The sequence below is a fragment of the Krasilnikovia sp. MM14-A1004 genome (assembly GCF_047159485.1).
Classification (GTDB): Bacteria; Actinomycetota; Actinomycetes; order Mycobacteriales; family Micromonosporaceae; genus Actinoplanes.
Map to the genome: position 1 here is coordinate 1,857,476 of NZ_AP038773.1, position 24,332 is coordinate 1,881,807.

Annotated in this window: 19 protein-coding genes; 6 read left to right on the plus strand and 13 right to left on the minus strand. The window is 70.4% G+C overall.

What is annotated here, in order from left to right; translation table 11 throughout:
• Positions 1–123: 123 nt before the first annotated feature.
• The 7 genes from ACMCNN_RS08515 to ACMCNN_RS08545 all read right to left on the minus strand — a co-directional run bounded on the left by ACMCNN_RS08515 (position 124) and on the right by ACMCNN_RS08545 (position 9,334).
• On the minus strand, positions 124–1,962 hold the full coding sequence (locus tag ACMCNN_RS08515; protein WP_412745628.1) for a prolyl oligopeptidase family serine peptidase: 1,839 nt from the start codon (positions 1,960–1,962) through the stop codon (positions 124–126).
• 17 nt (positions 1,963–1,979) lie between these two features.
• Positions 1,980–3,752: an N-acetylglutaminylglutamine amidotransferase gene (locus ACMCNN_RS08520; protein ID WP_412745629.1), complete on the minus strand. Its 1,773-nt coding sequence runs from the start codon at positions 3,750–3,752 to the stop codon at positions 1,980–1,982.
• Positions 3,753–3,770: 18 nt separating this feature from the next.
• Positions 3,771–6,359 carry a glutamate--cysteine ligase gene (locus tag ACMCNN_RS08525; protein WP_412745630.1) on the minus strand — a complete coding sequence of 863 codons (2,589 nt, stop codon included), beginning with the start codon at positions 6,357–6,359 and terminating at the stop codon, positions 3,771–3,773.
• A 174-nt stretch (positions 6,360–6,533) separates the two neighbouring features.
• The gene (locus tag ACMCNN_RS08530) at positions 6,534–6,779 is read right to left on the minus strand and encodes a hypothetical protein (protein WP_412745631.1); all 246 of its coding nucleotides are present in this window, start codon (positions 6,777–6,779) and stop codon (positions 6,534–6,536) included.
• Between the two features lie 243 nt (positions 6,780–7,022).
• Positions 7,023–8,231 carry an MFS transporter gene (locus ACMCNN_RS08535; RefSeq protein ID WP_412745632.1) on the minus strand — a complete coding sequence of 403 codons (1,209 nt, stop codon included), beginning with the start codon at positions 8,229–8,231 and terminating at the stop codon, positions 7,023–7,025.
• A gap of 5 nt (positions 8,232–8,236) precedes the next feature.
• Complete coding sequence (locus ACMCNN_RS08540) at positions 8,237–8,455, minus strand: DUF397 domain-containing protein (protein ID WP_412745633.1); 219 nt, start codon at positions 8,453–8,455, stop codon at positions 8,237–8,239.
• Positions 8,456–8,473: 18 nt separating this feature from the next.
• Positions 8,474–9,334: a helix-turn-helix domain-containing protein gene (locus ACMCNN_RS08545; RefSeq protein WP_412745634.1), complete on the minus strand. Its 861-nt coding sequence runs from the start codon at positions 9,332–9,334 to the stop codon at positions 8,474–8,476.
• Between the two features lie 247 nt (positions 9,335–9,581).
• Between ACMCNN_RS08545 and ACMCNN_RS08550 the strand changes: the two genes are divergently transcribed.
• Complete coding sequence (locus ACMCNN_RS08550) at positions 9,582–10,169, plus strand: GNAT family N-acetyltransferase (protein WP_412745635.1); 588 nt, start codon at positions 9,582–9,584, stop codon at positions 10,167–10,169.
• A 71-nt stretch (positions 10,170–10,240) separates the two neighbouring features.
• Here the strand turns inward: ACMCNN_RS08550 and ACMCNN_RS08555 are convergent, their stop codons facing one another.
• On the minus strand, positions 10,241–10,840 hold the full coding sequence (locus ACMCNN_RS08555; protein ID WP_412745636.1) for a hypothetical protein: 600 nt from the start codon (positions 10,838–10,840) through the stop codon (positions 10,241–10,243).
• Between the two features lie 173 nt (positions 10,841–11,013).
• On the opposite strand from ACMCNN_RS08555, the gene ACMCNN_RS08560 reads away from it, so the two are divergent.
• Together ACMCNN_RS08560 and ACMCNN_RS08565 are read left to right on the plus strand one after the other, a co-directional pair.
• Entirely contained in the window at positions 11,014–11,808 is a 795-nt protein-coding gene (locus ACMCNN_RS08560) for an LLM class F420-dependent oxidoreductase (RefSeq protein ID WP_412745637.1), read from the plus strand.
• Positions 11,809–11,967: 159 nt separating this feature from the next.
• Positions 11,968–12,675 carry a hypothetical protein gene (locus tag ACMCNN_RS08565; RefSeq protein WP_412745638.1) on the plus strand — a complete coding sequence of 236 codons (708 nt, stop codon included), beginning with the start codon at positions 11,968–11,970 and terminating at the stop codon, positions 12,673–12,675.
• 3 nt (positions 12,676–12,678) lie between these two features.
• On the opposite strand, the gene ACMCNN_RS08570 is transcribed toward ACMCNN_RS08565, so the two are convergent.
• The gene (locus ACMCNN_RS08570) at positions 12,679–13,047 is read right to left on the minus strand and encodes a MerR family transcriptional regulator (protein ID WP_412747105.1); all 369 of its coding nucleotides are present in this window, start codon (positions 13,045–13,047) and stop codon (positions 12,679–12,681) included.
• Between the two features lie 152 nt (positions 13,048–13,199).
• Between ACMCNN_RS08570 and ACMCNN_RS08575 the strand changes: the two genes are divergently transcribed.
• The 3 genes from ACMCNN_RS08575 to ACMCNN_RS08585 all read left to right on the plus strand — a co-directional run bounded on the left by ACMCNN_RS08575 (position 13,200) and on the right by ACMCNN_RS08585 (position 17,806).
• Positions 13,200–14,273 carry an alkene reductase gene (locus ACMCNN_RS08575; RefSeq protein WP_412745639.1) on the plus strand — a complete coding sequence of 358 codons (1,074 nt, stop codon included), beginning with the start codon at positions 13,200–13,202 and terminating at the stop codon, positions 14,271–14,273.
• Positions 14,274–14,398: 125 nt separating this feature from the next.
• Complete coding sequence (locus tag ACMCNN_RS08580) at positions 14,399–16,300, plus strand: ATP-binding protein (protein ID WP_412745640.1); 1,902 nt, start codon at positions 14,399–14,401, stop codon at positions 16,298–16,300.
• A gap of 390 nt (positions 16,301–16,690) precedes the next feature.
• On the plus strand, positions 16,691–17,806 hold the full coding sequence (locus ACMCNN_RS08585; protein WP_412745641.1) for a glycoside hydrolase family 26 protein: 1,116 nt from the start codon (positions 16,691–16,693) through the stop codon (positions 17,804–17,806).
• A 25-nt stretch (positions 17,807–17,831) separates the two neighbouring features.
• Here the strand turns inward: ACMCNN_RS08585 and ACMCNN_RS08590 are convergent, their stop codons facing one another.
• Genes ACMCNN_RS08590 through ACMCNN_RS08605 form a run of 4 tightly spaced genes read right to left on the minus strand, consistent with a single transcriptional unit; the run spans position 17,832 to position 24,329 of the window.
• Positions 17,832–20,801 carry a discoidin domain-containing protein gene (locus ACMCNN_RS08590; RefSeq protein ID WP_412745642.1) on the minus strand — a complete coding sequence of 990 codons (2,970 nt, stop codon included), beginning with the start codon at positions 20,799–20,801 and terminating at the stop codon, positions 17,832–17,834.
• A 35-nt stretch (positions 20,802–20,836) separates the two neighbouring features.
• Positions 20,837–22,411 (minus strand): alpha-amylase family glycosyl hydrolase, encoded by a 1,575-nt coding sequence (locus tag ACMCNN_RS08595; protein ID WP_412745643.1) that lies wholly within the window; start codon positions 22,409–22,411, stop codon positions 20,837–20,839.
• A gap of 27 nt (positions 22,412–22,438) precedes the next feature.
• Positions 22,439–23,398 carry a carbohydrate ABC transporter permease gene (locus tag ACMCNN_RS08600; RefSeq protein ID WP_412745644.1) on the minus strand — a complete coding sequence of 320 codons (960 nt, stop codon included), beginning with the start codon at positions 23,396–23,398 and terminating at the stop codon, positions 22,439–22,441.
• Positions 23,399–23,441: 43 nt separating this feature from the next.
• Positions 23,442–24,329, minus strand: coding sequence for a carbohydrate ABC transporter permease (locus ACMCNN_RS08605; RefSeq protein ID WP_412745645.1), 888 nt, complete (start codon positions 24,327–24,329; stop codon positions 23,442–23,444).
• Positions 24,330–24,332: the final 3 nt, after the last annotated feature.

The following is a 24,332-nucleotide window of genomic DNA, read 5'->3' on the forward strand; positions in this document are numbered from 1 at the left end:
ATCGGCGGGCGGACCGCGGTATTGCGCACCACCGGCCCTCGCCCGTGGTGACGGTCGCCACGAAAGGACCACGCTCCGACCCGGAGACCGTGACGGGCGCCACCGACCGGCGGCGCCCGGCGCTCAGGAGGCCAGGGCGGGGGTCAGCAGATGCCCTGCCAGCCAGTCGGTGGTCACCCGCAGGTATTCGGCTCGGGTGCCGCGGTGCAACAGCTCGTGCCCCTCCCCGGGGAACAGCAGGTAGTGGTGCGGCACCCCGCGCTCGGCCAGGGCCGCGACGACCTGCTCCGACTCGATCACCGGCACGTTGCTGTCGTTGGCGCCGTGCACCACCAGCAGCGGCGCTCGCAGCCGGTCGATCCGGGTGATCGGGGACAGGTCGCGCAACAGTTCCGCGTCGGCGACCGGGTCGCCGTACTTGGTGGTCGCGGCGGCGGCGATCCACGGCTCGGTGTGCGCGTAGAAGGTGGCGAAGTTCGACATGCCGCACACGTCGACCCCGACCGCGAACAGCTCCGGGTACGTGGTCAGCGCGGCCAGCGTCAGGTAGCCGCCGTACGAGCGGCCCGCGCAGCCCACCCGCGCGGGGTCGGCGATGCCCGCCGCCGTCAGGTAGCCCACGCAGGCGGCCACGTCGGCGATGGCGGCGTACCGCAGGGGGCCGTTGTCGGCGGCGACGAAGCTGCGCCCGAAGCCGGACGAGCCGCGCACGTTCGGCGCGAAGACGGCGATGCCGCGAGCCACCAGCGACTGGAACAACGGGTTGTGGCCGGGTCGTTCCTGCGCCTCGGGTCCGCCGTGAAACCACAGCACGACGGGCTGCGGACCGTCGCCCGGCGGCCGCAGCAGCCATCCGGTGATCTCCAGCCCGTCGTGGGACCGGAAGCCGTGCAGCACCGGCCGCGCCGCGCCCGCCGCCAGCGCCACCGAGTCGCCGACCCCGGCCAGGCCGGGGGCGGCCGGTTCGACCGCGACGGGCCGTGGCCGGGGGTCGTCCACCGCGCAGGTCCAGACGCCGTGCGGCTGCCCCGGCCCTTCGGCCGTGAACGCCAGCGTGCGGCCGTCGGCGCTCCACGCCAGGCCGCCGGCGACGCTGCCGGGCAGCGGCTCCACGACACGGCATGCCTCGACGAAGGTCGGGCGGTGCACGCGGCGTCCATCGCGGGCGAGGTCGATCAGCGCGAGCGCCGACTCCCCGCCGCGCACATTCCACAACACCGCGACGGTACGGCCGTCCAGGGTCAACGCGAACGATTCCACCTCCCCGCGCCCGGCGTCGGCCACCACCTCCACGCCGCCGGCCGCCGACCGGATCAGCACGGGGAACTCTCCGGCCTCGCTGACGGCGTACACGGTGTGCCCGTCCGGGCCGAAGCAGCCCTGCTGGCCCGCGGTCACGTACCGTTCCAGTCCGCTGGTCAGGTCTCGCACGACGAGCTGGCGTGCCCCGCGCGGGCCGCGGCGCAGCAGCGCCCGGCCGTGGTCGGCGCTGACGTCGAGCAGCGCGATCAGCTCGCCCTCCGCGACGACGTGCCGCTGGCCGGTGGGGTCGACGAGCAACGCCCGGCTCAGGTTCTCGGTGACCGCCAGCAGCGGGCGGTCGGGCAGCCAGCGGAGGTTGTCCGCGGTGTCCGCGCCGAAGCCCGCCACCTGGTGCAGCGCCGAGCCGTCGGGCCGCACCAGCCACACCTCGTGCCGGGGCGCCCCGCCGGGGCTGATCTGGCAGGCCAGCCAGTTGCCGTCGGCGGACCAGAGCACCGCGGCGACCGGTTCGCCGCCGGTGTCGACGCGGAACGCCACATCGCTGCCGACGGGCCGCACCCAGACCTCGGGGGTGCCGCCGACGTCGGAGACGTACGCTGCGTGCCGTCCGTCCGGGGACAGGGCGGGTGACCAGCAACCGGCGACCTCCGAGATCGGAGGGATCGTGGGAAGCACCACCCCGTCGAGCTGATCGGTCACCCGGGACTCCCCATCTGTCAGATCCCCTTGTCCTGCAACCACAGCTCCAGAACGGCCAGCTGCCACAACTGGTTCGCCCCGAGCGTGGTGCGTGCGGTGTTCGGGTCGGCCAGCAGGGCGTCGACGTACTCCGCCCGGAACAGTCCCCGGGCGCGGGCCGCGGGCGCGTGCAGCGCGTCGCGTACCCGTTCCAGGATGGGTCCGTCGAGGTGGCGGATGGCGGGAACCGGGAAGTAGCCCTTCGGCCGGTCGATCACCTCGTCGGGCACCAGGCCACGCGCGGCGTCCTTGAGGACACCCTTGCCGTCCCGGGCCAGCTTGAGCTCCGGTGGGCAGGCCGCGGCCAGCTCCACCAGCTCGTGATCGAGGAACGGTACGCGCGCCTCCAGCCCCCACGCCATCGTCATGTTGTCGACCCGCTTGACGGGGTCGTCCACGAGCATCACCTGCGAGTCCAGCCGCAGCGCCGCGTCCACCGCGGTGACCGCGCCGGGGCGGGCGAAGTGGGCAGCGACGAACTCCCGGCTCACGTCGCTGTCGACCAGCCAGTCGGGGGACAGCTGCCGGGCCAGCGTCGCGTGCGGCCGGTCGAAGAACTCCCGCGCGTACGCGTCGACCGCGGCGGACCGCGGCACCCCCAGCAGCGGCGGGTACCAGCTGTACCCGGCGAGGATCTCGTCCGCGCCCTGACCCGACTGCACCACCGTGACCTGCTGGGACACGTCCTCGCTGAGCAGGTTGAACGCGACACAGTCGTGGCTGACCATCGGCTCGCTCATCGCCGCGACCGTCCGTGCCACGGCGGGCAGGAAACGGTCCCGTCCGATCCGGATCTGGTGGTGGTCCGTGCCGAACTTGCGGGCCACGAGATCGGAGTACGCGAACTCGTCCCCGCTCTCCCCGGCCGCCGCCTCGAATCCGATGCTGAACGTGGTCAGCCCGCGCTGCCCCTGCTCGGCCAGCAACGCCACGATGTAGCTGGAGTCGAGTCCGCCGGACAGCAGCACCCCGACCGGCACGTCCGCGACCATCCGCCGCTGCACCGCCGTACGCAGCGCGTCGTGCACCCGCTCCGCCCACTGCTCGCGGTTCCACGCCCGGGTCCGCTCGAACGTCGGCTGCCAGTACACCCGCTCCTCGCTGCTGCCGTCGGCCCGGATGACACGGACCGTGGCGGGCGGCAGTTTGCGGACCCCGGCGAGGATCGTGCGTGGCGCCGGGACGACGGAGTGGAACGTCATGTAGTGGTGCAGCGCCACCCTGTCCAGCGAGGTGTCGACGTCACCGGCGGCCAGCAGCGCGGGCAGCGTGGAGGCGAACCGCAGCCGCCCGTGGGTCTCGGCGAGATACATCGGTTTGATGCCGAGCCGGTCGCGGGCCAGCGTCACCGTGCCGGTCTCATGCTCGGCGATCGCGAACGCGAACATGCCGAGCAGGTGCTGCACGCAGTCGGCCCCCCACCGGTGGTACGCCTTGAGGATCACCTCGGTGTCCGAGGTGGAGAAGAAGCGGTACCCCTCGCCGCGCAGCCGTGCCCGCAGTTCCCGGTAGTTGTAGATGCAGCCGTTGAAGACCAGGGTGAGCCCGAGCGTCTCGTCGGTCATCGGCTGTGCGCCGGTCTCCGACAGGTCGATGATCTTCAGCCGGCGGTGCCCGAACGCGACCGGCCCCCGCTGCCACGTACCTTCGCCGTCGGGGCCGCGCGACGCCAGGTGCGGCAGCATCCGCCCGACCGCGTCACCGTCCGCCGCCCGGCCATCGAAGCGCAGTTCGCCGGCGATGCCACACATTCGTTCCTCCTCGGGGTATCACGCGCTGCCCAGCAGCCAGGTGTCCTTGGATCCGCCGCCGCGCGACGAGTTGACGATCATGCTGTTGGCCGGGGCGACCCGCGTCAGGGCGGCGGGCGCCACCACCGACTCCGTGCCGGTGAACACGAACGCCCGCAGGTCGACGTGGCGCGGCGCGAGTTCGTGCCCGTCGAACACCGGGTGGGTGGAGAGCTGCACGACCTCCTGCGCCACCCAGCGGTGCGGGGTGGCGAGGATCTGCCGGCGCACCGCGGCCAGATCCTCCGGCGTGGCGTGCGGGCCGATGACGATGCGGTCGCCGCCGTACCCGTCGACCGGCTTGCAGACCAGCTCCGGCAGGCGCGCCAGCACCTCGGCCCGCTGCTCCTCGATGCCGCACAGGTAGGTCGGCACGTCCGCCAGCAGCGGCCGTTCGCCGAGGTAGTAGGTGATCAGCTTCGGCACGTACGCGTACACGGCCTTGTCGTCGCCGATGCCGTTGCCCAGCGCGTTGGCCAGCACCACCGTGTCGGCGTGCAGCGCGGCCACCAGGCTCGGGCCCAGCGGCATGCCGTCCGCGCCGGGGGAGTGCACCAGGCTGTCCTCGCCCATCCGCAGGTAGATCACGTCGACCCGGTGCCGGTGGCCGTCGGCCAGCCGGTAGACGATCCCGTCGTCGACGAGCAGGTCCGTGCCGCGCACCACCGGCACGCCCATCTCCTCGGCCAGCATCCGGTGCTCGAACCACGCCGAGTCGTCCGGCCCCTGGCTGAGCACCACCACGGCCGGGTCGTCACCCGCGGCCGCTCCGGCCGCATCACGCAGGGCCTTCAACAGCATCGTCGGTACGCCGTCCGGCGCGGCCAGGCCGTCCGGGCGGGGCAGTTCCGGCAGGACCGCGTCGGTGAGCCGCCGGTTCTGCATCGCGTACGCGATCCCCGACGGCACGCGCAGGTTGTCCTCCAGCACGCACCACGTGCCGTTGGCGTCGCGGACCAGGTCGACGCCCGCCACCTGGGCACGTACCGCGGGCCGGTGCAGCAGGGCACCGCTGGGCCGCAGTTCCGGAGAGCCCGTGACCACCCAGCCCGGGATCACGCCGTCGGCGATCGCGGCGCGCTCGCCGTACACGTCGTTGATGAACGCGTCCAGGGCCCGGACCCGCTGCACCAGCCCGGCGCGCAGCCGGGTCCAGTCGTCGGCCGCGACGACGCGCGGCACCAGGTCGAACGGGAACAGCCGGGTGGCGGCCTCGCCCGCCACGCTGAACGTGACCCCGCGGGCCCGCTGCTCGTCGTCCTTGGCGTCCTCCCGGCGCCGCAGCCCGGCCGGGCCGAGGCTGCTCAGCACGTCGAGGATTCCGTGGTAGCCCGGCGCCACGTCGCCGCCGGGAAACGCCTCGTCCCCGATCGCCGCATACGGCGTGAGGCCCGCGGGCACGGTCTGTCCCTGCGGGCCGATCCCTGTCGCGCCGCCGCGCGTGTCCGCCAGCAGCAGATCCACCACGTCGGACAGCCGTCCGCGCCGGGCCATGGCCCGCCGCTGCCGCGCTGCCGAACTGCCCCGGCTGAGCGCCGACACGGACAGGTCGAACACCTGCTCCCAATCGCCCAGCTCCTCCAGCCAGGGGCGCAGGTCGGCGACGAGCCGTTCCACGGCGACCGCCGCGAACACCGGTGCGGGGGAGCGGGGCAGGTCCAGCAGGGCGCCTTCCAGACCGGAGCGGGCGGCCCGCCACATCGCCGCCCGGTGCAGCGGCGCACGGACCCGTGCCGGAGGTCCCCCGGCCCGGTGCTCGTGGCGCGCCCGCAGGACCAGCGCCCGGAACAGCCCGGCCAGCAGCACCACGGTGTCGACGTCGGGGCTGGAGTCGGTGACCCGCAGTTCGACAGTCGGGACGTGTGCGGACGGGCGTACATCGAAGTAGATCATTTTGGGGTCGGTGATCGTGCCGGACGCGATCAGGTCCGCGACCAGCGCGTCGTGGTCCGCCGCCGAGGTCACGGTGCCGCTGTCCCCGGCGGTCGGCCAGCGCATCCAGATCAGCGACCGGGTGCTGGCGTATCCGGAATCCTCCAGCATCCAGTACGGCGAGCTGGCCGACAGCGCCAGCAGCACCGGCAGGTACGGGGTCACCCGCTGCGCCACCGCGACCGCCTCGTCGCGGTCCGGCACGCCGACGTGCACCTGCGCGCCGCAGATCAGCTGCTCGCGGACGAGCAACTGATAGTCGTCCAGCATCTGGCGGAAGCGGGAGGTCGGCGTCACCGGGGGGCTGTCCATGTTCACCAGCGGTACCGTGCCCGCGGCTACCAGCCCCAGCCCCTGTGTCTCCGCGACGCCGATGGCCCGGCGGCGCAACGCCACGATGCCCTCTCGCAGATCGTCCAGGGTGGCCGCGATCGGGGTGTTGGTCTCCACCACCGAACGGTGCAGCTCCGCGGAGTAGTGGTCCGGGTCGAGGCGGGCCAGCACCTCCGGCGCCCGCGGCACCAGCTCGCGGGTGCGCAGGTCAACGACGTGCAGCTCCTCCTCGACGCCGAGGGTGAGATCCGCGCGGTCCGGCGCTGGGGCACCGTTCTCAGTGACGCTCAGTGACTCCGTCATGCGATAACCCGCCTTTGTCGTGCTGTCCGGCGAAGCCGCCCTAATCGGGAGCCTGGCCACCCCGTATGCCGAACATGTGACGTGCCCATTTCCGACGTGAACCAAGCATCGTGATCGTCACGGCGAGCCGAGTGTGTCGAGGCGGAGGCGGGTGCCGGAGTTTGGTATTGGCACTCACCGGCGTCGGCGCGCCCAGGCGAGGAAGCGGTCGTGCCAGCCCGGCGGTCGTCGCTGATCGTGTCCGTAGAGGTCGGTGAGTGCGTCGTACATCTGCGCCGCCAGATAGACGGTCAGGGCCGAGGGTGCGGCCTGGAACTCCGCCAGCAGTTCGGTTCGCGCGGTCGCGCAGGGCCATGGCTCGCCACATGCCCGGCAGGACCATGTGGGCCGGTTGGGGATGTGCTTCCCGGTGGGGGTCATTGCGGCGCCCGGCGAGCCGGTACGCCCGTCCGATGCCGCGGACAATCCAGCGACTCCCCGCACACCGGACACCATCGCTGCTTCACCTTGAAGGTGAGCAGCCCAACAAGAAACCCGATCATCAATGCGGCCAGGACAACGACTGCAGACGTCATGAATCCGCCCCTCGGCTATGCACGCATGCATACTATGCTCGCGTGCATGAAGCATGCCAGCGGTTGTCGTCGAGCGCGTTGAGGAGGCTCAGGATTGGTGATTGAGTGGCCAGGTCAGAAGGCTGCCCAGCAGGAGAACACCGGAGGCCGCAACCAGCGGCGCGGGCAACCCGAAATGATCTGCGATCGCCCCACCGATAAGCGCACCGAGTCCGGCCGCGCCCAGCCCGAACAGGCGAAACGCCGCAACCACACGGCCCAGCATGTTGTCCGGTGTCAGCGCCTGACGTGCCGATCCGACGGCGACGCTCGACAGCGACGACCCGGCGCCGATCAGGGCCAGCAGGATAGTCGCGACCCGGGCGTCGCCCGACCAGGCTATGCCGACCCAAGCCAGGGCCTGGATCAGATGAGCGGCGGCCATCGTCTGCCGATACGAGAGCCTGTGGGTGAGCGGACCGGCCTTCCACCCGGCCAGCACTCCGCCGAGCGCGCTCGTCGCCAGCAGGATGCCGTACAAGGCATTCGGTACGTGGAGCACGTCGATGGCGAACAGGACGAAGGGTGCCATGGCCATGTTGAAGGCGCCGTTGTACGCCCCCATGCTGAGCGCGAGAATTCGCAGGTCGCGCGTGCCGACGAGATGCCGCACGCCTGATCGGATGGCGGCCGTAACCCTCTCGTGTGGCCCGGTCGGGACAGGAGCATCGGGCAGCAGGCGAACCAATGCAGCAGATGCGACGAAGGAAAGGGAGTCGGCAGCGAAGGGCAGGGCGCGCCCGAGGGCGAAGGTCACCGAACCCAGCGGTGGTCCGAGCAGGGCTCGGCCCACTGTGTCCAGTGCCCAGTATCGGCCGTTGATCTTCGCGAGGGCGTCCTTGTCCCGCCCGACGATCGTCGGGATGACCGCCTGGGCGGCAGAGTCGAAGAAGCACTGCGCCACGCCCACCAGAAGCACCGCCGCGACAAGCACGGGCACCGTCAGGATGCCGCTCAGCAGCAGCCCGACCAGCGCAGCGAGCACCGTGGCGCGGAAGAGGTCGGCCGTGACCATGACCCGGCGACGGTGCGAACGATCGACCAGCGCACCCGCTGGAAGGCCGAACACCAGCCACGGCACATAGACGGCGGCTGTCACGGAGGAGACCGCCATCGGGTCGTGGGTGAGAGCGGCGGCGAGTAGCGGAGCAGCAGCCAGAAGCGCGCCGTCACCGGTGACGGAAATTGCGGTCGCGGCCAGCAGGGGAGCGGCGCGCCGGAATCCCCGCGCGCGCTGCTCCGCTGCCTCGGCCGCCATCCAGCTCAGCCCGCGAGCTGCCCGAGGTCGAACTCTCCGGCGCGCGCACCAGCGAGGAAGGCTGCCCACTCGCGTTCACTGAATGTCAGCACTGGGCCGTTGCCCTGGTCCTTGGTGTCGCGGACGGAGATCACACCGTTGACGTACGCGACCTCGACACAGCCGCCGTCGCCACTCACATTGCTCTTGCGCCACCGAGCGGCGCTGAGGTCCGGACGGTTCATTCCCAGCCGCCTCCCCATCTATGGAACTGCCATGAATCGCCGCACCTCAGTCGCAAGCGATCGAAGATATCCAATCGAACCATCCGGCGTGAGCGCAACGCCCCGTAGCGTCTTGAACAGCGAGGCGTAGCGGTCGACGTCCTCGGTCGCGGAGAAGTAGACGTCGCCGGTCGGTGCCTCGATCCATGCGACCGAAGGGCTCTCCCCAGCGCGGAAGTCATAGATCGTGAACCCGACGGTGGAGAACGCCGGGACGATCGCGCCCAGAGGGATGACGCGTAGATCCAGACGACGCAGCGATTCGGCCCGCTCGGCGAGGGCACGGAGTTGGCCGGTGATCAGCTCGACGTCGCCGACTCCCAGAAGCAGCGCGCGGGCATCAAGCACGACGTCATACCTCGGGCCGGACTTCGCGGTCAGCATTTCCTGCCGGTGCATTCGTGCGGCCGCAATAGCGTCGGGTTCTGTCGCTCCGGCGGCAGCGGCCACCGCACGGGCATAGTCGTACGTCTGCAGCAGCCCGGGCAGGACCACCGGTTGGTGATGCCGGATGCGTTTGGTAACTGTTTCGAGCGACGCGATCGAGTCCTGGCGGCGGGGGAAGCCACCGGCACGCACGATCCATGCGCCCTCGCCGGTGTCCTCGGCGGTCGCCCCCAGCAGCTCTGCGCGGACGTCATCGGGGACCCCGTAGAGGGCGAGCAGGCTGGCTACGTCCTTGACCGTGAAGGCCGTTCGCCCTGCTTCGATTCGGGACACCTTGGGTTGCGACCATCCCAGCGTGCGTGCTGCCTGCTCGCCCGAGAGCTGCGCCATCTCGCGAAGGCGGCGCAGCTCGGCGCCGATCCGGAGCCGCTGTACGGATGCGTCCGTCGGCACGCCGGCTCCTCTCATGCATGCATGAATGTCTGCAGCTGACCCTACGCCGCTCATGGCTCAGGTCGGCGGCCGCTGGGCCGAGTGGGTCCGCGAAGAGGTTGCTGGAGAACGTAGCAAAGTAGAAACGAATGCATGCATGTATCCCCGCCATCATTGTGGCGGGATACGCGCCGCAATCCTGCTGCCGGATCCCGCACACTGGACCCGGGCAATCCCATCCGCCTTGTCGAGGACGGAGGTCTCGTACATGCCGGAACGCGATGTCGCCAGCAGTGAGGCGTTGTCGACCGCGCGGCTTTCGCTGCGACGCCCGACCCGTGCGGATATCGACGCCATCTACCGGATCCACACCGACGCACGGGCATGTGCCCACAACCCCACCGACATGGTGGCCGACCATGCAGAGGCCGAGCAGCGTTTCGGGCGCTGGACGGATCACTGGCAGCAGCACGGATTCGGCTACTGGACCGTCCACGGACGTGCCGACCTGCCCCGCGATCGTCCGCTCGGTTTCTGCGGGATCAAGCTGATGCGCCTGCACGGCCGCATCGTTCTCAATCTCTTCTATCGCCTCGACCCGGCGATCTGGGGAAACGGCGTGGCCACCGAAGCGGCACGCGCCGTGGTGCGCTGGGCGACCACGCACGTGCCTTCCCGCACGGTCGTCGCCCGGATCCGGCCCGAGAACGCGGCGTCCCTGAAGGTCGTCACCCGCGTCGGTCTGCGGCGTGCCCGCCAGTTGGACACCGTGGGATCCGACGGCCCGGAACTCATCTACACGTCGAACGGCTGGACGCGGATCACGAGCCGACACGGCTCGACGTCGTTGAACTGAACGACCCGGACGCCACGGACGTCGGCGGGCCGAGGCCCTGCCGGGATGACCGGCAGGGCCCGGCGATCGGCTCAGCTGCTGCGGGGGGCACCGGCGGGCGGCGTGCCGTTGCGCTGGGGGCGGCCCGCGTTCTCGGTGATGGTCTTGAGGTCGGCGCTGACGTCGAACATGATCCGGTTGCCGGCCTTGGTGCCGACGACGTCGTAGGAGCCGTCGGGGTCCTTGCGGACGCCGTCCACGGTGACCGCGGCGTCCTTCGCCGTGACGGCGGCGGTGACCTTCGCGGCTTCGTCGCCGGTGACCGGGGTGTCGTTGCCGGCACGGCCGCCGCCGTGCCCGCCCGGACCGCCGCGGCCCTCGGTGATCGTCGTGAGGTCGGCGCTGGCGTCGTAGCGGACCGGGGTGCCGTTCCTGGTGCCGAGCACGTCGTACGAGCCGTCCGGGTCCTTCTGCACGGCCGTGACGGTGACCGCCGAGTCCTTTGCCGTGACGGCGGCGGTGACCTTCGCGGCCTCGTCCCCGGTGACCGGGGTGTGCGCATGGCCGGCGCCGGCGGACGCGCCCGGGGTGGGAGCCGAGGTCGCGGCGCTGGCAATGGCGGCACCACCGAAGGTCAGGCCACCGACGACGACGGCACCGGCGGCGACGAGGCCGATCTTCTTCAAGGACACGAGCAACTCCTCTGTTCGGGGCGGGCCGACGTCGGCCCGCATGTCAGAAGAGTCGGCTCCGGATCTGTGTACGGACTGTGACCGGCATAGGTGCAACCTGCGACATCCGCCGACCGCAGTCAGCGGGCGGCTCGCAGACCATCAGCAGCAGCACACGTTTAGGATTCTCGATCATGACGACGACGGCCGGCACGATTCGCGTCGCGATTCAGATCCCACCCTCGCGCGCCGACTACGCGGCGATCCGGCGGGTCGCCGCCGAGGCGGACGCGCTCGGTGCCGATGCGGTTTTCAACTGGGACCACTTCTTCCCGCTCGGCAGGAATCCGGACGGCAAGCATTTCGAGTGCTGGACCGTACTGGGGGCGTGGGCCGAGTCCACCAGCCGGGCGGAGATCGGCGCTCTGGTCAGCTGCGTCTCGTACCGCAACGCCGACCTTCTCGCCGACATGGCACGCACGGTCGATCACATCAGCGGCGGCCGACTGATCCTCGGCCTGGGCGCGGGCTTCCGGGAGTGGGAGGCCACCGAGTACGGCTACGAGTTCGGTTCACCGGCTCAGCGGGTGCGGGAGCTGGGCGAGGCTTTGCAACGCATCGAACGCCGGTTCGCCCAGCTGAACCCGCGCCCCACCCGGAAGGTGCCGATCCTGGTGGCCGCCGACGGGCCCAAGGCGCTGCGGCTGGTGGCCCGGCACGCCGACATCTGGCAGACCTTCGCCGAGGACGACGTCTTCAGCGCGAAGTCCCGTCAGCTGGACAGCCTCTGCCACGAGGTGGGTCGTGACCCGGCCACGATCGTACGGTCGGTCTTCACCGAAGGGGACCCGTGGACGGTCGGGCCGCGGCTTCGCGAGCGCGGCGTCGGCATGGTCACCCTGATGACCCGTGCGCCGGACTTCGACCTCGATGAGCTGCGCCGCTGGCTCGCCTGGCGCGACGAGCAGAATGGTCGGCCGCACGGCTGAACGGACCAAGGTTCACCGTGTTGGGCAGGACCGCTGAAATGCACGATGCATTCTGGGTACGACCCGTCCGTGATCAGGGCAAATGCGAATATCCGGCATCCGGCCCGTGGCGCTGCGATCCACTGGACGTGAGTCTCACGATGACCGGGGGTGGAAGACATGGCTGGTGCTGATCACGCGGGGACGGGTCCGGAACCGTCCGCACGGCTGGACGAACTCAAGTGGGGGCACTCGCCCCAGGAGGCCGACGACCTCGGGCTCGCGTCCCTGCTGATGTCGCTCCAGCTGCTGGCCGACGACAAGGACCGGGCGGGTGCGGTCGGCGCGTCGTGGACCGCGGACACCCCAGCGTCGGTGCAGGCCATCAAGTCGGGCGCGACGGCCATCACCCGGGCGATGACGAAGTGGGTCGGCGGCGCGGGCGGTGTCGCTGCGGCCCTGTCCGCGGGCGCCGCGGTCGTGGTGCCCCTCGTGGGTCATGTCGGCCAGGCGGTCGTGGTGGCCCTGATCGGCAGTGCGGCACTGTTGGGCAGCGGTGTGGCGATTGCCTGTGCGCTTCTCATCAGCGGCGACCTGAGGGCGCGTGGTGAGGCGACCGCCGCCCGTCATGCGGGCCGTGCCGAGGTCGCCTCGGCATTTCTGCGGGCGACGGCGACCACCCCGATGATGAATCAGGTGCATCAGAACGACATTCTGTTCGCGCTGTCCTCGTTCCCCGGCAAGGTGCGGCTGATAGCCAAAGGGGACAGTCACGCGGAACTCGCGACGGGCATCCGGACCCAGGCGGATCACCGCGTGCAGATCGGTACGAAATCCGGCGACTGGAAGTTCCTGGACGAGATCGAGGGCTACACGACAAATCCGTGACCGTCACCCGGCGGCGAGCCGGTCCCGGTGCTGGCGGTTCATCTCCATCAGCAGGTCGAGGGCGTCCCGCGCGCGGGTGAGTTCCTTGATGTTCTCCGTGATGCGGTCCCGCTCCTCCACCAGCCGGTTCCAGGCGGTGTCGGCGTTGTCCGCGCTGGGGGAGTCGACGCACGGCAACAGCTCGGCGATCGTCCGGCTGGAGAGCCCGGCTGTGTACAGGCGCTGGATGAAGCGGACGCGGGCGATCTCCTTGTCGGTGTAGTGCCGCTGGCCGCCGGGGCTGCGGGTGCTGCTGAGCAGCCCCTGCTCCTCGTAGTAGCGCAGCGAACGCACACTGACCTTGGCGTGCTCCGCCAACTCGCCGATCCGCATGGTGCCCTCCCGGATGTGATTCACCGCGCAATGCTTGCATCTGACGTCAGTGTCAGGTCCTAGCGTAGCGGCACGCCCGATGGACGGGCGCGACCGCTGGCCGCTCACCGGGCCGGTGGCCCACCGAGCGGCTCCCGGAAGGCACTTACCCCATGACGACCCTGTTCGACCGCTTCCAGCTCGGCGAGTTGGTCCTGCCCAACCGCGTGGTGATGGCCCCGCTGACCCGGGTCCGCGCCGCGGCGGGTGGTCTGGCGACGCCGTCGATGGCGACCTACTACGCCCAGCGCGCCACCGCGGGGCTCATCGTGACCGAAGGGGTGCAGCCCAGCGTCGTCGGCCAGTCCAACCCCGGCACCCCGGGCCTGCACACAGACGAGCAGGTCAAGTCGTGGTTGCAGGTCACCGACGCGGTGCACACCAACGGCGGGCGCATCTTCGCCCAGCTCATGCACGGCGGCCGGGTGTCACACGAGGAGACGACAGGGCTCCAGCCCGTCGGCCCCTCGGCGGTGCCGTTCGACGGGGAGATCTTCACGCCGACGGGGCGCAGGCCCGCGCCGGTGCCGCGCGCCCTGGAGACCGCGGAGGTGCCCGAGCACGCGCACTCCTACGCCGGCGCCGCCCGGCGCGCGATCGACGCGGGCTTCGACGGGGTGGAACTGCACGGCGCGAACGGATACCTGATCTCGCAGTTCCTCTCCAGCTCGGCCAACCTGCGCACCGACCAGTACGGCGGCTCGATCACGAACCGGATCCGGTTCGCCGTGGAGGCGGTGGTCGCGACCGCCGAGGCCGTCGGCGCGCACCGTACGGGCATCCGGCTCTCGCCGGGCGCCGGGATCTGGGGCGCGACGGAGACGGACGTACCGGAGATGTACGCCGCGCTGCTGGCCCAGCTGGCGCCGCTCGGGCTGGCGTACGTGCACCTGGAGCTGACCACGGCCGAGGAGGTGCTGGTCGGGCTGCGCAGGGCCTGGCCCGGCACCCTCATCGTCAACCCGGCGTTCCCGATGGGGCCGAAGAAGGCGGACCGGACGGGCGCGGACCGCTGGCTGTCGCTGGGCGCCGACCTGATCAGCTTCGGGCGCGCCTTCATCGCCAACCCGGACCTCGTCGAGCGGCTGCGGCTGGACCTGCCGATCGCCGAGGACGACCAGGCGACCTGGTACGCGGGCGGCGACCAGGGTTACCTCACCTACCCCACGTATCAGCACGCGGCCTGACGGGCCGGGCCCGCCGCCTTGCCGAGGGCCCCGCAGGCCCCGGCAGGGCGGGCGGCCCACGGTGGCGGAAGTCCCCGGATGGCCGTCACCGGCGTGTCATTCTGAGACGCGACGGGGGGCTGGACATGGACTTCGGGATACTGCGGCAGGAACGGACGGGGGCGTTGCACAGCGGCTGGCGGACCGCGCTGCTCGTGACCGCGGTGCTGCTCGCCGTCGTGGCGGCCGTCGCCGACTTCCTGACTCCGCCGGATGTGGTGCTCTTCTGGCTGGTCATGCTGGCCCCGGTGCTGGCGGCGACGCTGCTGCGCCCGTGGGCGGTGACAGTGGTCGGACTCATCGCGCTGCTGATCATCTGGATCACGATGACGCGGCACGGATATACCGGGAACGTGGCCCAGTTCCTGCGCCTGGGCGTGATGCTCGGGATGACCGTGCTCAGCGCCGCATTCGCCCACCGACTCGGGGTCCTGGAGAGTCGTGCGCACCGGGGAGCCGAGAAGGAGTCGACGCTCGCCGCGATCGTGCGCTCGACCCAGGACGCGGTCATCACCACCGACCTCGACGGCACCATCAACACGTGGAACGAGGGCGCGACGCGCCAGTACGGCTGGATCCCCGCGGAGGCGATCGGGCGCAGCATCGACCTCGTGTACCCGCAGGACCAGCTCGCCGGGCTGCCCGAGGCCATGTCGACGCTGCGCGAGGGCACCAGCATCGGCGTGCTGGAGACGCAGCGGATCCGCAAGGACGGCGCGGTCGTGGACGTGTCGGTCAGCATGTCTCCGATCCGCGACCGCCGCGGTCACGTGGTCGCCGTCGCATGCATCGAACGGGACGTCACCGTCCTGAAACGGGCCGAGGAGCAGCGCCGCCAGATCCTGGAGCGTTCGGCGCTCTCCGAACGGCTGGAGTCGCTCGGCCAGCTCGCCGGGGGCATCGCCCACGACTTCAACAACCTGCTCGCGATCAATCTCAACTACCTCGACTTCGTTCTCGAGCAGACCTCCGACCCCGAGGCCCGTCAGGACCTCACCCGCGCCCGGGCCAGCTCCGAGCGTGCCCGCGAACTCACCAGGCAGCTGCTGCTGTTCGCCCGGCAGGAACCGGCCGACGGCGAGATCATCGACCTCGATTCGGTGATCGAGGATGCGGGCGCTCTGCTCGGCCGTACCATCGGCGGTCACATCGAGCTGATCACGCGCCCGTCCCCGGAGCCCCTGGCCGTCCGCGCCGACTGGGGGCGCTTGGAGCAGATCCTGCTCAACCTGGTGATCAACGCCCGCGACGCGATGCCGGACGGCGGCACGGTCATCATCGAGGCCACCCCCGTCCAGCTCGACGACGATCCCGACCGGCTGCCGCCGCTGCCCGCTGGTCCGTACGCACAACTCCAGGTCAGCGATACGGGTACCGGCATGCCGCCGGAGGTCGTCGCCCGCATCTTCGAGCCGTTCTTCACCACCAAGGCCAAGCAGAACGGCACGGGACTGGGGCTGGCGACCGTGTACTCCATCGTGACCGAGTCGGGTGGCGACATCTCCGTGTCGTCGGAACCGAACGTCGGCACCACCTTCCGGATCCTGTTGCCTGTCGTCACCGCCGGCACGGCACCGCAGGGCGAGGCCGCGACGAAGGTGTCGGGCAGCGCGGGACGGCGCATTCTCGTCGTGGAGGACGACCCGGAGGTCCGCCGGATCACCGTACGGATCCTGGAAGGCGAGGGCTATCAGGTCAGCCAGGCCGAACACGGCCGGGCGGCGCTCGACCGGATCCACCGCCGGCCGTTCGACCTGCTGATGACCGACATCATCATGCCGGAGATGTCCGGGTCACGGCTGGCCGAGACGGTGCGGATCCAGTACCCCCGGATCAACATCCTGCTGGTCTCCGGATACAGCGAAGAGACCGCCAAGGTGCAGCACCTGGTGAATGACGGAGTGCCCCTGATCCACAAGCCGTTCACCGCGGAGGAGGTGCTGGGCGCCGTGCGCCAGGCGATGGGTGTGGACGTGGCGCAGATCTGACCGGCGCCGATACTTCACGAAACACGTGAACCGGGCACACGTCCCGGGGTTTGCCGTGTCCGGCACCAGGTGGAGACATCCGGCCACGCGCGGTCGGCCGGAACACGCACCGGGATGGGTCGATCGGAGATGCCGTGCCCGCCATCCCGGCGACCCGGGGCGGCGGCCGGGGCGGCGCTGAGGCTCTCCGGGGTGCATCAATCGGACACGGACTATGAAGCACGGCATTCCAGAGTAAGTGCAGATTTGCCGCAAACCCGATCTATCGCGTCTGCGAAGAATGCGGACTAGTAGGCGATATTCGTCGTGGAGAATGGTTGCCCGCGACATATTTATGCGTTTCGGCCCGGTAGCCTTCGCCGCGGAGACGTCCCGTAGGCAAGGAGAATCATGACCGCCGCACCGTCCGGCCGTCCCCGGCTACCGCGCCGCGGGCTGCTCACGCTGGCCGCGTTGGCGACCCTCCCGGCCGCGTGCTCCCGGGTGTCCCGGGTCGCCGAGGCGGCGCCCGCGCCCAGCACGACGCCCGCCGGCGCCACCGCGACCACCAGCGCCAGCCCCGGTACCAGCCTCGGGCCCGCCGCCGCGACCGCGGGGCCCACCCCGTCGAAGTCCGCCACCCCCGCGGAGTCCGCGTCGGCCAGTGCCCCGGCCACCGCGGGTCGCCCCGGATTCGGCGGCCCTGTGCCGTTCGCGCCGGGCAAGGTGAAGCTCGGCGCGTACCTGAGCCTCAGCGGCAAGTCGCTGTCGCAGAGCATCTCGCTGCGTCGCGGCCAGCTCGGCCGTAACCAGCGCATCGTGCACGCCTTCTACGGTTTCGGCGAGCGGATCCAGCGGCCGTCGATCGGTGACAGCACCCTGCTGGCGTCGTGGCACGGCGTGCCGTACTCGCGGATCAACGGCGGTGGCTCCGACAAGCTCATCGCGTCGGCGGCGCGGGACCTGCGCGGGCACAACCGGCCCGTGCTGCTGCGCTGGGGCTGGGAGATGAACGGCGACTGGTTCGAGTGGGGCGGCGCGAACAACGGCCAGGACACCGCCGGCTACATCCGCGCGTGGCGGCGGATGCACGACATCTTCCGTCGCGAGGGCGCCGACAACGTCGCGTGGGTGTGGAGCCCAAACTGGAACTCCGGCCCGAACACGTCGTGGAACAAGATGCAGCGCTACTACCCGGGTGACGCGTACGTCGACTGGGTGGGTGTCTCGGGCTACAACTTCTACCAGGAGTCGCCGCGGACGCTGTTCAAGCCGGTCGTCAGCGCGTACGGCGGGAAGAAGCCGATCATCGTCACCGAGACCGCGGCGATCGACCACGGCGGGAACAGCAAGGCCGCCTGGATCGCCGACCTCTCCGCGTACGTGAAGTCGACGCCGCAGATCGGTGGGCTCGTGTGGTTCGACACCGACACCCACGACGCGCCGCACAACTTCCGGATCGACACCAGCGGCTCCAGCCTCGCCGCCTACAAGGCGATGGCCCGCAGCTCCCGTTTCGCCGGATAGGGACGGGAGCCGCGGGCCGCCGTACTCAATTGCGGTGGATCGTGAACGTGGTGGTCGGGTCCTCGATGTCGCGGTAGTTGTTCGCCAGCTTCAGGTTGGTGAAGGTCACCTCGCCGACGGCCGGGCCCTGGCCCGCTTCGGGCATCGGGTTGGCCCAGATCGCGAAGCCGGACTTGGCGTCGTACGCGTCACCGCTGCGCTGCGCGCCGGTGATGGTGACGTTCGTGAACGTGGTGTCCTTGATCGGGAACTGCGGCTGGCCGCCCACGTAGTTGGTCTGGAACATGATGCCCGAGTACGTGGGGTCGATGATGTCCACATTGCTCACCCGGATGCCCTGGAACACCTTCGACGCGGAGAACACCCAGATGCCGGGGAAGGTCTGCGCGCCCCAGAAGTGCCCACCGGCCCGGACGATGGTGATGTTGTCGAAGACGGTCGGCGGGTCGGCGCCGAAACCGTTCATCGGGATGCCGAAGTCCAGTGAGCTGATCGTGATGCCGGAGTACACCAGCGTGTCGGCGATGTAGATGTTGCGGAACTTGTTGTTGTATCCGCCGTACACGGCTACCCCGGCCGCGCGCCAGGTGAGGATCGCGCTCAGGTTCTCGTACACGTTGCCTGTCTCGTCGGCGCCGCCCGCGTCGATCGCCGAGAACAGCGCGAAGCTGTCGTCGCCGGTGGAGCGGGCCTCGTTGTTGACGACGTGGTTGTCGGTGCTGCCGTTGGTCATGTTGACGCCGTCGGCGAACGTGTCCCGGATCCGGGAATTGCTGATGGTCATCCGGTCGGTGTTCGCGCCCCAGTAGAGGCACACCACGTGCTCGGCCCAGATGTTGTCGATGGTGATGTCCGCGATGTTGCTGAAGTCGAACACCTTGCCGGGGCCGTCCCGGCGGATCGTGTAGTTGCCGAAGAACGCGAAGTTCCGGAACGCCGAGCCGCCCGCGCCGCTGCCCGCCGAGAAACCGGCGTCGGTCTCTGTCTGGTCGGCCGGTGTGGCGAAGCGCGTGTACCACGGGCCCGCGCCGACGACCTGGATCGCCCGGCCGAACACCTGGAACTTGCCGGTGGTGCGGTAGTCGCCCGCGGGCAGGTAGACCCCGGCCTTGCCGGTGTCCATCCGGGCCGTGTCCAGCGCCGCCTGCACGGCCTGCTGGTCGAAGCCGGACGGGACGACGTACTTCGCCGGGTCGGGGTTCGCGATCGGGGCGACCTGTTCGGTGTTGACGAAGTCGATAGCGATGGGGCCCGGGTTGCCGCCGTCCTTCTGGAGACGGATCGTGCTACCGGCGTTCACCGTGCCGGTCAGCATGATGTTCGCCTCGTCGTAGATGTGCCGGGCGCCGGTGCCCGAGTTCTGCGGGTTGGCCTCGTCGCCGTACAGCCACGCGTACTTCGAGGTGAGGGGCAGGGTGCGGTTGAGGGCGCCGTCGACGTACACGTTGATCGAGCTGGTCGTGCCGTCCGGGATGGAGAAGCGGGCGACCAGCGTGTTGGTCTTCGCCTTGGTGGTCCACTGGACGTACGCGCCGGTCTGGTTCAGGGTGACGGCCCGCCGCGAGGACGCCTCACCGGCGAGGTCGCCGATGGTGCGGTTCGGGCCGACGACCTGGGCGCCGCCGCCGAGCTGCCCGTCCTCGGCCTCGTAGGAGTCGTACGGCATGTTCGCGCCGCGACCCACCAGCAGGGGCGTCTCTGTGGTGTTGTTGGCCCTGCGGTCGGCCAGCTCGCCGGGGTCGTCCGCGATCACCGTACGCACGGTGTACCGGCCGGTGGCGGCCGTCCACGTGCCCAGGGCGATCGGTGGTGCCGAGGCGCCGGGTGCGAGTGTGCCGGTGTACGAGCCGGTCAGGGTGCGTACCGTGGTCGAGCCGTTGAGGATCGTGACCGTGACGTCGTGCGCGCCCGAGGCGGTGGCGATGTTTCCGGCGTTGCGCAGGCTCACCGAGAACGTGACCGCGTCGCCCGTGGCCGGGTTGCCCGGCGACCAGCTCGCGGCGCCGACCAGGTCGGAGGTCTCCGGTTCGGGCACCGGGGTGCCGATGACCTGGAACTCCGCGACCTGGCCGCTCGGCGCGCCCGTGTTGGCGGTGAAACTGAGCCGCACGTCCGCGACGGTCGCGCTGACCGCGACGGTGACGGTGTTCCCGGTGGCCGGGTCGAACCGGTACGGCGCGGAGTCCACCAGCGTGGTGAACGTGGACGCGTTCGATGCGCGACCGAGGATCGAGAACGTCTGGGTGCGCGCCGCCCAGATCGGATCCGGGTTCAGCTTCACCACGACGGCCTTCGTGACCGCGTCGGCGCCCAGCTTCACGGTGAGGTTCGCCGGGTACGCACTGCCCTCCCAGTAGGTCGCCACGTTGCCGTCGTTCGCGTTGGTGGCCGCGAACGAATACGCAGTGGACGACGCCTCGATCGGCTTGCCGGTGGCGAGGTTGATGCCGGTGGGCGGGGGATCGGTGGGTGGCGGGGTGCTGGTTCCGTACACCTCCAGCTCGCCGAGCTGGCCCGCGGGCCACCCGGTGTTCGCCGTGAAGCTCAGCCGCAGGTAGCGGGTGGTGGCCGACGGCAGGTCGACGGTGACCGTGTTGCCCGACGCCGGGTTGAAGGTGTACCCGGCGCTCGATTTGAGGTCGGTGAACGACGAGCCGTCGGTGCTGCCCGCGATGGCCAGGGTCTGGGTGCGGGTGGCCCAGGCCGTCGCGGGTGGGAGCTTCAGGACGGCCTTGTCGACGGTGACGGCCGAGCCGAGGTCGACCTGCAGCCACTGCGGGAACGCGTTGTTGGCGCTCTCCCAGTACGTGTTCGCGTCACCGTCCCCGGCTTTGCCGGGCTGGTAGACGTCGGTGCTGCTGCTGGCGGTGAACGCCTTTCCGGCCGCCAGGTTGGTGTCGGCGGCACGGGCCGGTGCGGGGGTGACCAGGATGGCGATGCCGGCGAGAACGGCCAGCAGGCGCCGGGGGCGGGATGGAGAGGGGCGGATGGCCATGGGGATCCCTTTCGTCAGGTGGCCAAGTGGGTGATTCAGGTCCGAAGGCGCAGCCACACGGCGGTGTCCGGGGGGAGCAGTTCACCGTCGAGGGGGCTGCTGGCCAGCAGGCGGGATTCGTGGTCCGGCAGCGGGATCGGTGCCCCGGACAGGTTGACGACGCAGGCGAATCCGGGCCCGCGCGTGTAGGCGAGCGCACCCGGCGCGGTGTCCAGCCACGCCATCTCCGGGCTGCGCAGGCCCGGTTCGGCGCGGCGTAGCCGGATCGCGGTGCGGTACAGCTCCAGCATCGAGCTGGGGTCGCCGGTCTGCGCCGCCACGGTCAGGTCCTTCCACTCCGGCGGCTGCGGCAGCCACGGGTCGGCCGCCTCGGTGGGGGAGAACCCGAACGGCGGTTCGTCGCCGCTCCACGGCAGCGGCACCCGGCAGCCGTCGCGCCCGTGGCCGGAACGCGCCCACATCGGGTCCTGCCGCAGCCCGGCCGGGATGCTCTCGTGTTCCCACAGGCCCAGTTCCTCGCCCTGGTACACGTACGCGGCGCCGGGCAGCGACAGCGACAGCAGGGCGGCGGCCCGGGCACGGCGGGTGCCCAACTCCAGGTCGACAGGGGTGCCCTCGCGCTTGGTGGCGAAGCTGAACGTGGTGTCGCTGCGGCCGTACCGGGTGACGTGGCGGGTGACGTCGTGGTTGGACAGCACCCACGTGGCGGGAGCGCCCACGGCGGCATGGACGTGCAGCGTCCGGTCGATGCACGCGCGCAGCAGGGCGGGATCCCAGGCGCAGCCGAGGAAGTCGAAGTTGAAGGCGGCGTGCAACTCGTCAGGGCGCAGGTAGCGGGCGAACCGTTCCGCGTCGGGCAGCCACACCTCACCGATCAGCGCCCTGTCGGGATAGCCGTCGGCCAGCCGCCGCCACGACCGGTAGATCTCGTGCACCCCGTCGAGGTCGTGGTACGGGTGCGGGCCGTGCTCCGGCACCTCGGGCAGCGCCGGATCCTTGAGCAGCAGGGCCGCCGAGTCGATCCGGATGCCGTCGACGCCCGCCTCGAACCAGAACCGCAGGATGCTCTCGAACTCGGCCCGCACGTCCGGGTGCTCCCAGTTCAGATCGGGCTGCTCGGGCGTGAACAGGTGCAGATACCAGTCACCGTCGGCGGTCCGCGTCCAGGCGGGCCCACCGAACTCGCTGCGCCAGGAGTTCGGCGCCGCCTCGCCGGGGCGGAACCAGAAGTAGTCGCGTTCGGGGGCGTTCGGTGCGGCCATCGCGGCCGCGAACCACGGGTGATCGGAGGAGACGTGGTTCGGGACGATGTCGACGATCAGCCGGATGCCCGCCGCGTGCGCCTCGCTGATCAGGGCCCGCGCCGCGGCCAGGGTGCCGAAGACCGGGTCGATGTCGCGGAAGTCGGCGACGTCGTAGCCCGCGTCGGCCATCGGGGACGGATACCAGGGACTCATCCAGATCGCGTCGACGCCCAGGTCCGCGAGGTGCCCCAGGCGGCGGCGGATGCCGGCGAGGTCGCCGATGCCGTCGCCGTCGCCGTCCGCGAAGCTGCGCGGATAGATCTGGTAGATCACCGCATCGCGCCACCACTGGGTAGCCACGGTCACCTGCTTTCTCCGGTCGGGAAGGTGGGGTCAGCCCTTGAGCGAGCCGGCGGAGAGCCCGCCGATGATGCTGCGCTGGAAGATCAGGAAGATCAGGATCATCGGTACGCTGGCGATCACGAGCCCCGCCAGGAACTGGGTCGGCGGCACCTGACTGGTACCGGCCAGCCGGCTCAACGCGACGCTCAACGTCTGCGAGTCCGGGTCCTGCAGCACCAGCAGCGGCCACAGGAAGTCCTTCCAGGTGCCGATGATGGCGAAGATCGAGACCACGCCGAGGACCGGCCGCGACAACGGCAGCACAACCGACCACAGCACCCGCAGCCGCCCGGCACCGTCGATCGCGGCCGCGTCGAGCAGGTCGTCGGGGATCTGGTCGAAGAACCTCTTGAGTACGTAGATGCTGAACGCGTTCGCGGCGGCGGGCAGCCACAGCGCCCACGGGGTGTTCAGCAGGTTCACGTGCAGCAGCGGAACATCCGTGACGGTCAGGTACGCCGGGACCAGCAACGCCGCCGCGGGCAGCATGAGGCTGGCCAGCATGGCCCCGAGCACGACCCGGCCGAACATCGGGCGCAGCTTGGACAGTGCGTACGCGGCGGCCACGTCGACGGTGAGCTGGACGAGCCAACCGCCGAAGGCGTAGCTGACCGTGTTGAGGAAGTACCGGCCGATCCGCATGGAGTCCCATGCCGTCGCGTACGTCCCGGGGTGGACGGTGTGCGGCACCAGGGTGGGCGGGTTCTGCGCGAACTCCTGCGGCGACTTCAGCGCGCTGGACGCCATCCAGTACAGCGGGAACAGGAACACCAGGCAGAACACGACCAGGGTCAGGCCGAGCACCACGAGGTAGGCGACGCGGTGCCGGTCGAGGTCCACCGCGGAGATCAGGGTACGGGTGGCGGGTGCTCCGGTGGCCGGGCGTCGCTTGCGGGCCGGAGCATCCTTCGCCGGGGCCACCGGCGTCGGGGGTGGGGCGGTGACGGTCATGCGTCGCTCCTCGGACCAGGTTTCCGGGATCATGGGTGGCCGCTCAGTCCGCGGTGCGGGTCAGGCGCAGGTACAGCGCGGAGAACGCGCCCAGCACCACGAACAGCAGCACGCTCATCGCGGCGGCCAGGCCGAAGTCGTTGTTGACCGTGAACGCGTACCGGTAGATCAGCACCATCACCGTGATGGTGTCCGGGCTGGACGTGCCGGTGAGCTGGAACGGCTCGATGAACACCTGCATGGTGGCGATGATCTGCAGCAGCAGCAGGACCAGCAGGACGAACCGCACCTGCGGGACGGTGACGTGACGCAGGCGCTGCCAGACGCTGGCGCCGTCCAGCTCGGCCGCCTCGTACAGTTCGCCGGGGACGCCCTGCAGCGCGGCCAGATACATCAGCGTGGCGCCGCCCATGTTCGCCCACGTGGACACCAGGACCAGCGAGATCATCGCGGTCCGTGGCGACTGGGTCCACTGCGACTCCGGCAGCCCCACTCCGCGCAGGACGGTGTTGAACAGCCCGTCGCCGGGGTCGTAGAAGTAGCGCCACAGCAGGACGCTGACGATCGGCGGCAGCATGACGGGCAGGTAGACCAGCACCCGGAACAGCCCCCGAAGGTGACGGAACTCGTTGATCAGTACGGCCACCGCGAACGGCAGCGCGTACCCGAGGACGAGCGCCATGCCGGTGAACACCAGCGTGTTGCGCCAGGCGGTCCAGAACAGCGGGTCGGCGAACAGCGCCCGGTAGTTGTCCAGGCCCACCCACCACGGGTCGCTGACGAAGTTGACCTGCTGGAAGCTCAGCACGATCCCGCGCACGAGCGGGTACCAGGAGAACAGCGCGAAGCAGGCGAGGCCCGCCGCGAGGAACGCGTACGCCAGTAGGTTGTCCCCGGCCTTGCGGCGCAGGCGGGCCATCGACTGCGTCATGGG